This is a genomic window from Streptomyces sp. NBC_01351 (assembly GCF_036237315.1).
Lineage (GTDB): Bacteria > Actinomycetota > Actinomycetes > Streptomycetales > Streptomycetaceae > Streptomyces.
The window spans coordinates 956,141-968,526 of sequence record NZ_CP108356.1 but is presented as its reverse complement, the minus strand read 5'-3'; the positions used below and the strand labels follow the sequence as shown (position 1 = coordinate 968,526).

Annotated in this window: 13 protein-coding genes; 5 read left to right on the top strand and 8 right to left on the bottom strand. The window is 73.7% G+C overall.

Going from position 1 to position 12,386, the window contains the following annotated elements:
• Nucleotides 1–5 precede the first annotated feature (5 nt).
• On the bottom strand, nt 6–662 hold the full coding sequence (locus OG625_RS04645) for a DUF2278 family protein (RefSeq protein WP_329376781.1): 657 nt from the start codon (nt 660–662) through the stop codon (nt 6–8).
• Between the two features lie 318 nt (nt 663–980).
• On the opposite strand from OG625_RS04645, the gene OG625_RS04640 reads away from it, so the two are divergent.
• A complete protein-coding gene (locus OG625_RS04640) occupies nt 981–2,456 on the top strand; it encodes a hypothetical protein (protein ID WP_329376780.1) in 1,476 nt (491 codons plus the stop codon).
• 23 nt (nt 2,457–2,479) lie between these two features.
• Nucleotides 2,480–4,000 carry a hypothetical protein gene (locus OG625_RS04635; RefSeq protein ID WP_329376779.1) on the top strand — a complete coding sequence of 507 codons (1,521 nt, stop codon included), beginning with the start codon at nt 2,480–2,482 and terminating at the stop codon, nt 3,998–4,000.
• Between the two features lie 29 nt (nt 4,001–4,029).
• On the opposite strand, the gene OG625_RS04630 is transcribed toward OG625_RS04635, so the two are convergent.
• Nucleotides 4,030–4,812 (bottom strand): lysophospholipid acyltransferase family protein, encoded by a 783-nt coding sequence (locus OG625_RS04630; RefSeq protein ID WP_329376778.1) that lies wholly within the window; start codon nt 4,810–4,812, stop codon nt 4,030–4,032.
• Between the two features lie 125 nt (nt 4,813–4,937).
• Here OG625_RS04630 and OG625_RS04625 point away from each other — a divergent pair, with 125 nt between their 5' ends.
• Nucleotides 4,938–5,189, top strand: coding sequence for an acyl carrier protein (locus OG625_RS04625; RefSeq protein WP_329376777.1), 252 nt, complete (start codon nt 4,938–4,940; stop codon nt 5,187–5,189).
• Nucleotides 5,190–5,347: 158 nt separating this feature from the next.
• Here OG625_RS04625 and OG625_RS04620 read toward each other — a convergent pair whose 3' ends face one another.
• The 4 genes from OG625_RS04620 to OG625_RS04605 form a co-directional block, all read right to left on the bottom strand.
• A complete protein-coding gene (locus OG625_RS04620) occupies nt 5,348–5,650 on the bottom strand; it encodes a DUF1876 domain-containing protein (RefSeq protein ID WP_329376776.1) in 303 nt (100 codons plus the stop codon).
• Between the two features lie 64 nt (nt 5,651–5,714).
• On the bottom strand, nt 5,715–6,836 hold the full coding sequence (locus OG625_RS04615) for a CapA family protein (protein WP_329376775.1): 1,122 nt from the start codon (nt 6,834–6,836) through the stop codon (nt 5,715–5,717).
• Nucleotides 6,837–6,917: 81 nt separating this feature from the next.
• Nucleotides 6,918–7,898 carry an amidohydrolase family protein gene (locus tag OG625_RS04610; RefSeq protein ID WP_329376774.1) on the bottom strand — a complete coding sequence of 327 codons (981 nt, stop codon included), beginning with the start codon at nt 7,896–7,898 and terminating at the stop codon, nt 6,918–6,920.
• A gap of 83 nt (nt 7,899–7,981) precedes the next feature.
• Nucleotides 7,982–9,286: a cytochrome P450 family protein gene (locus OG625_RS04605; protein WP_329376773.1), complete on the bottom strand. Its 1,305-nt coding sequence runs from the start codon at nt 9,284–9,286 to the stop codon at nt 7,982–7,984.
• Between the two features lie 255 nt (nt 9,287–9,541).
• Between OG625_RS04605 and OG625_RS04600 the strand changes: the two genes are divergently transcribed.
• Entirely contained in the window at nt 9,542–10,111 is a 570-nt protein-coding gene (locus OG625_RS04600; protein ID WP_329376772.1) for a hypothetical protein, read from the top strand.
• A 3-nt stretch (nt 10,112–10,114) separates the two neighbouring features.
• Nucleotides 10,115–11,035 (top strand): 2'-5' RNA ligase family protein, encoded by a 921-nt coding sequence (locus OG625_RS04595; RefSeq protein ID WP_329376771.1) that lies wholly within the window; start codon nt 10,115–10,117, stop codon nt 11,033–11,035.
• Between the two features lie 4 nt (nt 11,036–11,039).
• On the opposite strand, the gene OG625_RS04590 is transcribed toward OG625_RS04595, so the two are convergent.
• Nucleotides 11,040–11,768, bottom strand: a complete 729-nt coding sequence (locus tag OG625_RS04590; protein ID WP_329376770.1) for a hypothetical protein — start codon at nt 11,766–11,768, stop codon at nt 11,040–11,042.
• 114 nt (nt 11,769–11,882) lie between these two features.
• A complete protein-coding gene (locus OG625_RS04585; RefSeq protein WP_329376769.1) occupies nt 11,883–12,320 on the bottom strand; it encodes a hypothetical protein in 438 nt (145 codons plus the stop codon).
• Nucleotides 12,321–12,386: the final 66 nt, after the last annotated feature.

The following is a 12,386-nucleotide window of genomic DNA, read 5'->3' as shown; positions in this document are numbered from 1 at the left end:
CTCGGCTAGATCGGGTGCCCGTCGGAGTCCGTGTGGTCCTTCTGGGTGGAGAACCTGTTCAGGAACACGTCGTAGCGGCCGTCGGGGCGGCGGGTCAGCGTCGCGCCGTCCTGCCAGATGCCGTTCTCGTCCCACCACGGGCTGCCGAACGGGTCGCCCTGGTTCTGGTGGATGTTGTGCATGCCCAGGCCCGCGGAGAACGGCTCGCCGAAGACGAGGACCGGCCGTCCGACGACGAGGATCTGTTCGAGCGCGAGGGCGGCGTCGAGATTGGACCCCGAGGTCCAGGGGCGCGTGGGCCGGACCCACCCGTCCAGGATCTCCCGCAGCCACGACGGCAGCCACGCGGGCCACGCCGGGCGGTCCCGCAGGGCCGGGTGCCGCAGGTAGTCCAGCGCTCCGGACGAGGACGTGCGCGCCAGCTCGTGGTAGCCCTGCGGCAGTGCGGCCACAGGCCCGAGCATCGAGGCGTCGACGGTGAAGGACCGCCACTGCACACCGGTCGCCGAGTCGTGGCTGTCCACGTCGACGGCGCACTTGTACCGCCCGTCCGGAGCGTCCACGCGGAGGTTGACGTGGAACCACGCACCCTCGTCGTCGGGGGTGTCGCGGAAGTGCTGCGACAGGGTCCCGGCCAGCACACCGTAGTGGTCGAATGGCATGCCCCCCAGTGAAGCACCGGGCGGGTCCCGGGGCCATCGGAGGCCATCGGGGGCCGTCCCGATCGCCCCACGTCAACACGGGGGCGGTGCACTCACCCCAGGCGGCCCGTCCCGTCCCACCGGAGCCGCCACCCGCCGCCCGCCCCACGGGCGCGCGGTCACGCCCGGCGCTCCGCGCGGACGCGCGCCCGCCACGGGCGCCGCCGTCGCCCTCCACGGGCCCCGTTCGATGCCACCATGCGTGCGAAATCAGCGCGATCAGCGCACACAGCGGGCACGGGCGGCGCGCAGCCACCGGCACGGACGAGAGGTGGGGACGTGACCCCTCAGGCGGTCGACGAACCGACACGGCGCCTTCCCGAGCGGCAGAAGCCGAAGGCCGCCGCGAACGACGAGCCCGCGGCCCCGCCGGAACCGGGCCGGACCGACCTCGGCCGGACGGAACCGGGCCGGACCGACCCCGAGTTGCTGATCGCCGCCTCCGTGCTGCTCGCGGACGCGGCGCTCACGGCGCGGCAGGCGGGCGCGGAACTGACCGGCGCACTCGGCAGCTGGCGCTTCGGTCTCGAAGCCCTGCGCCGCCCGGCCTGGGCGCTGGGCGCGGCGATGTCCTGCACCAAGGCCCTGACCAGCCCGGCAGGCCTCGGATTCGGGGCGAACGGCGGCCTCGTCGGCGAACTGGCCCGGATGGCCGGGAGCGTGACGTACCGGCGGCCCGCCAAGGTGGCGATGGCCGTGGACGCCTTCGCCCTGCGGATCAGGGCGGCCGCGGCCGAGCACCCGAACCTGGACGCGCCGGTGGCCAGGCGCCTGACCGACGCGATGATCGCCGGGGACCGGATCGAGGCGCTCCGCGCACTGCACGGGCTCGTCGAACGGCTGGGCGTCACCCGCGCCCTCACCACCGTGAGCCCCGTGATGATGGAGCTGCTCGCCCTGCTCGGGCTGCTCGACGAGAACCCGGTCAACGACGGCTTCTCCTGGGTCACCCTGTCCGGCGGGGTGCCCACCACCGACCCCTTCCTCGGACTGCCGAGTTCGCTGATCAAATTCCTCAACCCCGGGCCGGGGCGGGCCGAGCGGACCGAACCGGACTCCATCCTGGCGAAGGTCCTGGAGACCTCCCGCAACGACGTCGTCAGCTACGTCAACGACATCGGCGCCCTCGGCAACCACGGGCTGGCCCTGCTGCGCCGGATCCGGTGCGCCGACGGCGCCGAACGCCACGTGCTCCTGCTGCCCGGGACCAGCTTCGCCCTGCTCAGCAACAGCACGCCGCAGGACGTGATCGGCGCCTTCGACGGCTGCCTGCGCACCGACACCACCTACACCCGCGCCGCCCGCAACCTCCTGGAACGGGCGGGCGTACCGGCCGGATCCGAGCTCATGATCGTCGGTCACAGTCTGGGCGGGCTGACCGGGATGAACCTGGCCTCGGACCCGGAGTTCTCCGCGACCTACCGCCTCACCCACGTGATCGCGGTCGGCTCCCCGATCGACGGCAAGCGGCCCGCCGACCACACCACCCGGGTGATCAGCCTGGTCAACAAGCACGACGTGATCCCGACGCTGGACGGGCGCGGACCGGCCTCCCCCAACGACATCCCCGCCCACTGGGTCGAACTGTCCTGGCTGGACGAGTCCTACGACTACCCGCTGTCGCACGCCCCGCAGGCGTACTCCGACAGCCTGCGCGGCCCGATCGCCCACCACCGGGAACGGGTCAACGGGCTGATCGGCGCCTACGACGGCGAGATCACCGGCAACCAGCCGTACATGCTGCGCGACAAGTGACCGCGAGGGAGAAGGACCGACCCATGACCGACGACCACCGCGACGACCGCGACCACCACGACGACTGCGACCACCTTGACGGCCAAGGCACGACCACGGCCCGCGGCACCACGACGGCACGCGGCCCCGCGACCGCCTGGCCCCTGGAGAACGCCCTGTTCAGCGCCGCCGTGCTCGCCCAGCGGCTGCCCTGGGTGGACGCCCCCGCCCGGGCGCTGGGCCTGGACGCACTCACCCGGGAGGGCCTGACCCGCGCCCTGCTGGCGCACCTGAGGCGCACCCGGTCCGGGCGGCCCGTCCGGCTGCGCACCCCCTTCGGGTCCTTCCTCGTACCGCTCTCAGCGGACGACGCCGCGGCGCTGCTCTCCCACGGGGACCTGGCCGGGGCCCTGGGGCCCGCGACGGGGCTCGACGCCGGGGGACGCCGCTACGGGCTGTCCCCGCACGCCGCCCCCGCCGCGCCCCGCGCCCGGGACGCGGCCCCGTCCGCCGCGGAACTGCGGGCCCTGCTCCGTGAGGACGTGGACCGGGCGATGGGTGCCCGGCGCGGGGACGGCACCCTCGACTGGCAGGTCTGGCGTGCCGGGATGCTCCGCCTCGCCCGGCGCGTGGTGGTGGGCGCGGCGGGAGTCGAGGACACCCTGCTGAGCGAGGTGCTCGCGGCGGCGACGGCGGCCGTGGACAGCCGGTCCTACGGGGCCCGGTCCGCGGCCCTGGACCGGCGGCTCGCGCCGTACCTGACCGACCCGGACCCGGCCTCCCTGGCCGGCCGGCTGAGGTCCGGGGGCGAGGCCGCCGACACCGCGGTCCCCGTCGTCGCGCACGCCCTCGCCCTGGTGTCCGAGGCCGCCTCCGGCACCGCGCTGAGGGCTCTGGCCCTGCTCGCGGCGCGCGCCGCGGACTCCCCGGATCGGGCCGTGGGCATCGCCCTGCGCCGCTACCCGCCCGTGGCCGCCGCCGTGCACCCGGTGCGGACGCCGTTCGTCTGGCAGGACCTGGCGGTGCGGTCCGGTACGGAGATCCTGTGCGCCCCCGGACTGCTGCCGCAGCCTCCGGGCGGGGACGGCCCGGCGCCCTGGCCCGGAGCCCTCTGCACGGCCCCCGCGGGCTGCGCGTCGGCTTCCTTCGCGGAACTCGTGGCGGTGGAGACCGTACGCACGGTCGTGGCGGAGGCCCGCCCGGTGCTGATCTCCCCCCGGTTCGGCGCGGACCGGCTGCCGGACACCCTCGAACCGGGCGGGCTGCTCGTGGCCCTGACCGACCTCGAGGGCCGGTCAGGGGACGCCCGGGTCACGGTCGGCCTGCCGACGGCGCTGCCGGTCGCCGCGCCGGGCTACGCGCCGGCCTCGTACGCGGCGTTGGCGCAGGCCAGCGCGGCGCGGCTGGAACAGCACGCGGAGAGCCTCGCGGCCTGCGCCGGCAACGGCGGCTGGAACGGGGACGAGGCGGGCGAGCACTTCCGCATGGTGCTCCTGGGGCACGCGGACCGGTGCGCGAAGGCCGCCGGCGACGTACGGCGGGCGGCGCAGCGGCTGGAGGGCTGAGGGGCGGGCCCCGGCCGCCGCCGCGCGCCCTACCAGAAGGGAGTGTCGCGGCGGCCGACCTCGTGGTCGAGCATGCCCTGCACGGCTGCCTGGGCCTCGGCGCAGAGGGTGCGGGCCGCGGCCGAACGCTCGGCGAGGGACGCGGGCCGCGCGGGCGCCTCGATCGGCTCGCCGATGGTGATGAGCCACTTCGAGGGCAGCGGGAACGCCGGGGTGAGCGGGAAGTAGGGCAGGTCGAAGAGGCGTGCCAGGGCCGGGATCTCCCCGAGCTTGGGGTACGCCTCCTCGGCGCCGACGATCGCCACCGGCACGACGGGGGCGCCCGCGCGGACGGCGGTCACCGCGAATCCGGGGCTGAAGGGGCGCAGCCGGTAGCGTTCGTGAACGGGATTTTCCAGACCGGCGATTCCCTCGGGAAACACCCCTACGAGTTCCCCCGCGTTCAAATGTTCCAGTCCGAGGGTCGGGTCGATCGGAAACGCGCCCATTTTGCGCGCGTACGGGCCGAGCACCGGGAAGCGGAACGTCAGGGGAGCCGCCGGAACGTGCAGCGAGCGGCGCAGATTGCGGGTAAGGACCTTGACGAGGACGAAGGCGTCCAGTCCCCAGGCGCCGGAGTGGTTCGCCACGAGCACCGCGGGACCCTCGGCCGGCACGTTCTCCAAGCCCAGGACGTCCAGCCGGAAGTAGTCGTCGACGAGCCAGTCGAGGGCCCGGTCCCACGCGATCTCGCCCGCCTCGCCGAACAGCCGCCGGACCAGCCGCAATTCGACTGCGGCCGCTTCCAGCAAATCGGTCAGGCTTTCGGACATGAAGGAATCCCGCTCTCATGTGTCGGTTCGTCAATAACCGGCCCTGTCACGGGTTTTGCGCGAATTGGCCGACGTGATACCTATTCCACCACGAGATCCATTCCTTCTCTTCCATGCGAGGCGCCGTGACCATTTCCGCGCAGGAGTCCGTCATCGACGTGATCACCGAACTGCTCACCGAGACGCTCGAAGTGCCGGCCGAGGAGGTGCGGGCGAACGCGCCGATGCGCGTCCTGCTGGAGGATTCGCTCCTCGTCGTCGAGCTGGCCATCGCCGTGGAGGACAGGCTGGGCGTCAAGATCGACGAGAAGGAGTTCCAGGACTCCACGCTCGCGGAGTTCGCCGAACTCGTCGCGGCCCGCCGGGCGGCCGGCTGAGGGCGGGGCCCTGCGCGACCGCAGGGTGTGACCGGGCGGTGACGGACGGCCGCCGCCCCGGCACCCCCCCCGCACCCCACTGGCCCCGCGCACCTCGTCACCCCGCCGGAACGGCCGAGGCCGCTCGGCGGGGCTCCGGCGAAGGGGGGCGGAGCGTTCTACCGGGCCGGGCCCGTGTCGTCCGGCCAGCCGTAGCCGGTGCGCGGCGGGTCGGGTACGGCTCCGACCGCGGCCAGGTCCCGGTCCGCGGCCCGCATCAGCTGACCGGCCAGGTCGCGCATCGCCCGGCTCGCCGCCAGCTCGTCGCCGATCGCGGGGACCTCCACGTCCTGCGGGTTGCAGCGCGCCTTGCCGCGGCCGACCATCGTCGTCTTCCCGTTGTCGAGCACGGCCCGGGCCTTGGTGGTGCCGTCCTCCTCGGTCAGGTAGACGCCCACCTTCCACTCCTCGGCGTGTGTCATGACGTGCCTCCTCACGCTCCGGTCGCCGCTGCTTCCGGTAGTTCCAGAATCCCCCCGTACGGGCTCATCCGGCGATCCGCGGGCGGTGGGTGAGGGTGCCGTCCGGCTCGGACGCGAGGGGCGGGGCGAAGCCGCGGCTGATCCGGCCCAGCACGTTCCCGAGCCACCGGCAGTCCTCCGGCGACGCCTCGCGGAGCCGCAGCCGCCGGGCCTGGAAGGGGGCGATGAGCAGCTCGCGGAGTGCGCCGCTGTCGGGATCGAGCGAGGCGAAGTAGAGCGGCCGCAGGTCGTCACGGTAGTTCCCGTGGCCGCTGATGCCCTCGTAGTCGTTCACCAGGTCGCCGCAGCCGTACGCGATGAGCTTGTCCCGGTACAGCTCCAGGGGCCGGGGGTGGTGCGAGGAGTGCCCGTGGACCACGTCGGCGCCGCCGTCGACGAGCGCGTGCGCGAAGCGGACCTGGTCGCGGGGGACGGTGTACCCCCAGTTGGAACCCCAGTGGATCGAGGCGACGGAGATGTCCCCCGGCCGTTTCGCCTCCCGGATCCGGGCGACCACCGCGGCCGCCGCGGTGTCCGAGGCCTCGGCCACGTAGTCGACCCCGCTCCGGTCCGTGGCGGCGGCCCAGTCCGGCGGGATCCCGCTGGACGGCATGCCGAAGGAGTGGACCAGGATCCGCCGACCGCCCGCGACGGGGACACCCGCCGGTTGCCGGGCCCCGTCCGCGTCACGTCCCGCCCCCGCCACGGCGAGCCCGGCGCCCGCCAGCACGTCAAGGGTCTCCGCCAGCCCGCGGCGGCCGAAGTCGAGGACGTGGTTGTTCGCCAGGACGCACACGTCGGGACGGGCGGCGATCAGGCAGGGCAGGTTGGCGGGATGCATGCGGTAGTGGATCCCCTTGCCCGGGGCGAAGTCGTCGCTCCGCGTGACGCTGGTCTCCAGGTTGAGCACCAGGGCGTCGGGCTCCGCCCGGTCGAGCATCCGCAGGGCGTCGCCCCACGGCCAGGAGAAGTCGGCCGGCCGGGGGATCGGGCCGTTCGCGGCCTCCGCCAGCTCGACGTAGGAGCGGGCGTCGCGGAGGTAGGCCTCCGCCAGCGCCGGATCACCGGGATGCGGAAGTATCTGGTCGAGCCCCCGCCCGAGCATGACGTCGCCGGCGAGGCACAGTGTGATCAGATCACCGTGCATGCATCCAGGCTAGTGAAGCCGGGTGGGAGCCGTCGAACCGCTCGGAGGCGACCGACGGCCGGTCCGGCGATCCGTGGCCGGTCAGACCGTCGCCAACTGGGGCAGCAGCCGGAGCGCGTTGTCGTGGTAGAGCCCCGGCAGCTGATCCGGGGTGAACGCGGGGTCCCCGTCGAGGGCCGGGAGCGCGAGGTCCACGACAGTGTCGGCGGGGGCGGCCGGCCAGTCGGTGCCGAAGAGGATGTGGTCGGCGGGCACGAGCGCGAGGAGGGTCGCCGCGGGCGCCATCGGTCCTGCGGTGTCGTAGTAGAACCGCCGCAGGTGGTCGCGGACGGCGCCGGGGTCCACGGGCGGATCGCAGAACCGTCCGAGCGCCTGGAGGCGCGTCGCGATGTACGGCAGGAACCCGCCGGCGTGCGGCAGGATCACCGAGATGTTCGGGAAGCGGTCCAGTGTCCTCTTGCTGATCATGTTCACGGCGGCCCGGGTGGTGTCCAGCAGGAAGTCGCACATGAAGTTCGGAATGCCGGGGACGGTGGCCGCTCCGGGCGGGCTGCCCGGCAGGTGGTGCGGATGGGTGTCCACCACGGCGCCGCAGTCGTCCAGTTCGTGGAACACCCGGTCGTAGGAGGGGTCTCCGAGGTACACGCCCCCGTAGTTGGCCGTCACGTTCACCCCGACGGCCCCGAAGTCGCCGAGCCCGCGGCGCACCGCCCAGGAGGAGGCCTCGGGATCGTCGAGGAACAGCGGGACGTAGAAGGAGAACCGCCCGGGATGCGAGTTCGCCACGTCGAGCATGGAGAGGAGCGTGATGTTGATCGCCTCGCGCAGCTGCGCGGACGAGTGGTACCTCGCCGGCAGCATGGGCTTGAGCACGGCCGTCGCGATCCCCGCGCGGTCCATGAAGCGGACGGAGTCCTCGGCGTCGAACCGGGCCCAGGCCGGCAGCTGCCCCGGCTTGACCAGGTCGTGCCGCTCGGCCCACTCGCGCCACTCCGGCGCGCAGAAGTGATGGTGCATGTCGATCTTCGACTGCACCGCGTGCCCGGCCCCGGCCTCCGCCAAGGGCCTTCCAGGTACGTGCAGTTCAGAGGTGCTCGCAGATTCAGGCATACCGGTCCGCCGTCCGTCCGTCCGTTGGGGCTGGGCTAGATTCCTGCCGTGGGTACCGACGCGAGTTCCCGGTCGACCGGTGTCGGGTCCAGGACGATCCGGAGTTGCTGAAGGCCCCGGAACGCCGCAACGGGGCCCTTCAGCCACGCGCCCTTGCTCTCCTCCGCGTCGCTCAGCTCCATCCCCGGGAAACGCCGCAGGAGGGCGGAGAGCGCGACTTCGAGTTCGAGCCGCGCCAGCGGGGCACCCAGGCAGTAGTGCGTTCCGTAGCCGAAGCCGAGGTGTGCACCCTGAAGTCCCTCGCGCGTCACGTCCATCACGTCGGGGCGGTCGAACTTCTCCGGGTCCCGGTTGGCGGAGGTGATGGCGATCTGGACCAGTGATCCCTTCGGGATCCGCGTTCCCCGGATCTCGGCGTCCTCGGCCGCGTACCGGAAGGTCGACGTCTCCACCGATCCCTCGAACCGGACGCTCTCCTCGACCGCCCGCGGGATCAGCCGCGGGTCCCTCCGGAGCTTCTCCAGCTGATCGGGACGCAGGAGCAGGTTGAGGACGGTGTTGCCGATCTGGAAGGCGGTGGTCTTGTGACCGGCGAAGAAGACGACCCACAGCGAGGACAGGAGCTCCGTTTCGTCGAGACCCTCCTCCGCCCGGATGAGGTCGCTCAGGAAGCAGTCCGACGGGTGGTCGCGCGTGTACGAGATGAGCCGGGTGAAGCGGTCGCGCAGCCATTCCTCGGCCGCCAACAGCTCCGGCTTCAGCCGGGGATCGAACCGGGCGCGCGCCACGATCGAGAACTGCTCCGTGATCTCGGAGCGGTCGCCGTCCGGGATGCCGATCAGTTCGCACAGCACCGCGATGGGCAGCGGGAACGCGAACGAGGACATCAGGTCGACCGGGCCGCCGCCCCCGGCGCACTCGTCGAGGAGGGCCTCGGCGATCTCGGTGATCCTCGGCCTCATCTCCTCCACCCGGCGGGGCGTGAAGGCGCTGCGCAGACTGCGCCGCAACCGGGTGTGCCGGGGCGGGTCGGAGAAGAGCACGTTGTCGTCGAGGGCGTCGAAGACGCTGCCGTACACCGCGTGGTAGGTGTCGAGGGCCCCGCGCATGTCCTTGCTGAAGCGGGGGTCCGCCAGCGCGTCCCGGGCGTCGTCGTAGCGGGTGATCAGGTAGGTGTCGATGCCGTGCGGGGGCGTCAGCCGGCACACCGGCGCCTGCTCGCGCAGGGCGGCGTACGCGGGATGGGGACACGCCCGGTAGGCGGGCGTCCCGCCGGCCACGGCCGCGACGATCTCGTCGAGGGTTCCGCCACCCGCCGGTGCCGTCTTCTCCTGCGCCATGCTCCGCACCTCCGTGACAGTCGCGTTTGGGCCACACACCGGTTCCCTGCCCGGGCGGCCCGCGAAACGTCCGCCCTCCCGTTGGAGTGGTGCTGTTTCCCGCCGGTACGAGCCCCCTCGCGCGAGCCCGCCCGGAAGGGTGCGCGCTCGGCCGTCAGCCGATCGGCGGTCAGCCGTCCGGTCCGACGGTGTGGCAGGCCCGCCGGACCGGGGACATGCTCCTCGTCCAGCCAGCCCGCCCCAAGGAGTCCGCACATGCTCCGAAGCCTCGCCCTGGCGCTCACGACCGGCGCCTCGCTCGTCCTGTCGGCCATCGCCGCTCCCGGCGCCGTCTCCGACACCGCCCACACCGACGTCGGCAGGGTCGCCGTCGAACGCAGCCTCACCTACCGGGCGACCGCCCGCTTCCAGCAGCACGCCAACGCGGTGAGAGCGGGCTACGTACCCGACAAGTACTGCGTCGCCAACCGCCAAGGGCCGGGCGCGCTCGGCTACCCGCACTTCAACCACGCCTACGACAACTCCGTCGACCCGGCCAAACCCGCCGCCCTCTACTACGAGGACGACCGACACGGAGGCAAGCGCCTCGTCGGGATGCAGTGGCTGGTCTACGACCGCGACCAGAACCTCGCGACGGACGACGACCGCCCCACGATGTTCGGCACCCGCTTCAAGGGCCCGCTGCGCGGCAACTTCCCCGGCCAGCCCGTCCACTACGCCCTGCACCTGTGGCTCTGGAAGAAGAACCCCCTGGGCGAGCAGGAGACCTTCAACCCGGCGGTGACCTGCCTCCCCGGAACCACCCGCCCCGCGCCTCCCGCCTAGGGCGTGCCGGAGGCCTTCGAGGCCGGGAGTACGCCGCGGACCGCCGTGGCATGGCTGCCCCCGGCAGAGCTCTGGCCGGCGATCCAGGGCATCCGCGAGGAGCACGACCCGCAGATCCGGCGCTGGCCCCCGCACGTGAACCTGCTGTTCGGCTTCGTGCCGGAGTCGGAGTTCGAGGCGGCCGCCGCGCCCTTGGGGGCAGCGGCGGCCGAGTGCGCGCCGTTCGACGTTCGGCTCAGCGGGGTGCACAGCTTCCGGCACCGCGCCTACGCGACCGTGTGGCTCGACCCCGCAGCGGCAGGCCCGGCCCCCTGGACCGGGCTCGAACGAGCCCTGGTGGAGCGCTTCCCCCTCTGCCGCGGCCGCGCTCCCCGCTTCACCCCGCACCTCTCCCTCGGACGGACCCGGGATCCGCGCCGACTGGGCGCGGAGTGCGCCGCGCGGCTGGGCAGCACCTCGACCCGGGTCGACGAGCTGGTCGTGCTGTCGCGGCGCGGCGCGGAGCCGATGCGGCCGCGCGCCACCGTCGCCCTCGGGACGGGCGAGGTGCGGTGGCAGCCCGACTCCGATGCCCCGACGCCGGGTGACGCCCCGCGCACCCCGCCCTCGCACCGGCACCACGCCGCGTGGGCCGTACTGACCGTGCGCGCGGGGCCCGGCGAGGAGCTGCGGGCGCGCCTGGACCACGTACGCGAGCGGCTACCCGAGCTGCTCGCCGCTCTGGCGCGGGCGGGAACGCCGGACGCCGAACCGTGGCCCCGCCCGTTCGACACCGGCCCCGGCCGGGCGTGCCTGGCGATCGGGCTGGGCCGGACCCCGCCGGCCGCGGCCCGGCTCGCCGAAGTCGCCGCCGGCTGGGTGGGTCGGCTGCCCGGCGTGGACCTCCGGCGGGCCGAGGGAGGCGAGGTCCCCACGCTCCGCTGAGCTCTCAGTGCCCGTGGCCGTGCCCGTCGCCGGGGGTGGCCTTCGGAGCGGGCTTCGCCGAAGGCGATCCGCCGGAGCCGGGCGCCGCGGGGGCCGCGGGAGCGGTCGGCTCCGGTGCGGTGGCCGGTTCCCCGGTTCCGCCGGTGCCGTGGCTGTGGCCGCCGCCGCCCGGCGCGGTCTCCATCGACGCGGCGACCTGGCGCAGGCCGAAGAAGGCGAGGGCGGCGGTGATCAGGACGGCCAGGCCGACGAGGCCGAACATGCGGTGCCAGGGGGTGTCGGCGTCCTTGATCACGTAGGCGACGAAGGAGACGACGAGCCCGGTGGGGACGAGGACGGCGCCGCGGGCGGGGAAGTCGTCGAAGTGCTGGAGCCCGCCGCTGAGCATGCCGATGCCGAAGGACAGGAGCAGCGAGGAGCCGATGACCACCAGCATCCGGGGGAGGCCCGGCCGTTCCCGGGTGAGCAGGAACTCGTTGAGGACGGTCGCGGCGAGGAAGACGAGGGCGCCGTAGACGGCGATGCGGGTGTAGCGGTCGGGGTCGAGGGGGTGGTGCACGACGGCGCCGCTGATGAGGCCGGCGCCCACGAAGTAGCCGACGTAGCCGAGGTAGCGGGCGGCCAGGGAGCGGTGGCGGGCCTGCTGCATGCGGCGCCGGGCGGTCCTGCCGGTGGGGGAAGGGGCCGCAGCCGCTTCGGGGTTCCGGGTGTCGAGGAGCTGGTTCGGGGTCACGTTCTTCGGGTTTCCTTCGGTGATGCAGGCGTGGCTCATCACCCGGTCCGCGGCGGAGGGGCGGGCCGGGGTCGGCGATGAGAGTCAGGACGGATCCGGGCGAAACACCCGGACCTATACGCGCTGCACCACGGAACCGAGGGAACTTCGCGAGGCGGGCAGGGCGGACGCGGGCGTCCGGGCCCACGGCCCCGTCGTCATCGCGGCGAAGCGGGGAGAGGCCTCGCCGAGGGGGGCCGGCGGCGGGCCGGGGAGGTCCAGGCCCTGCTGCGGGTGGCCGGAGGCGCAGGCCTCGGCGGGGTGGGAGTGCCCGCTGTCGCCCTCGCCGCCGTCGGGCGCCCGCTCACCGTGGTGGCCGGGGTCGGCCCCTTCGGCGGACTCGGCGTAGGCCACGGAGATCGCGCCGCCGGTGACGTGCGCGGAGGCGCTGTCGGCGCCGGCGGCGTGGGTGTAGAGGAGGGCGAACAGCAGGGTGGCCAGCCACAACAGCCGCAGCGGGCCCGCCGAACGGCGGGTTCGGGGCGTGCTGGATGCAGCTCGGGCCGGGACCATGCGGGCACCCTATCCGGCGCCCGGAACCCGCCGCCGGGCAGCCCTGTCGTCTGGCATTGTGGACGT

What these genes read in the sequence shown, in the direction of transcription:
- OG625_RS04585 (WP_329376769.1), bottom strand. Translation starts at nt 12,320, where the DNA reads ATGGTCCCGGCCCGAGCTGCATCCAGCACGCCCCGAACCCGCCGTTCG.
- OG625_RS04645 (WP_329376781.1), bottom strand. Translation starts at nt 662, where the DNA reads ATGCCATTCGACCACTACGGTGTGCTGGCCGGGACCCTGTCGCAGCAC.
- OG625_RS04600 (WP_329376772.1), top strand. Translation starts at nt 9,542, where the DNA reads ATGCTCCGAAGCCTCGCCCTGGCGCTCACGACCGGCGCCTCGCTCGTC.
- OG625_RS04605 (WP_329376773.1), bottom strand. Translation starts at nt 9,286, where the DNA reads ATGGCGCAGGAGAAGACGGCACCGGCGGGTGGCGGAACCCTCGACGAG.
- OG625_RS04615 (WP_329376775.1), bottom strand. Translation starts at nt 6,836, where the DNA reads ATGCACGGTGATCTGATCACACTGTGCCTCGCCGGCGACGTCATGCTC.
- OG625_RS04630 (WP_329376778.1), bottom strand. Translation starts at nt 4,812, where the DNA reads ATGTCCGAAAGCCTGACCGATTTGCTGGAAGCGGCCGCAGTCGAATTG.
- OG625_RS04620 (WP_329376776.1), bottom strand. Translation starts at nt 5,650, where the DNA reads ATGACACACGCCGAGGAGTGGAAGGTGGGCGTCTACCTGACCGAGGAG.
- OG625_RS04635 (WP_329376779.1), top strand. Translation starts at nt 2,480, where the DNA reads ATGACCGACGACCACCGCGACGACCGCGACCACCACGACGACTGCGAC.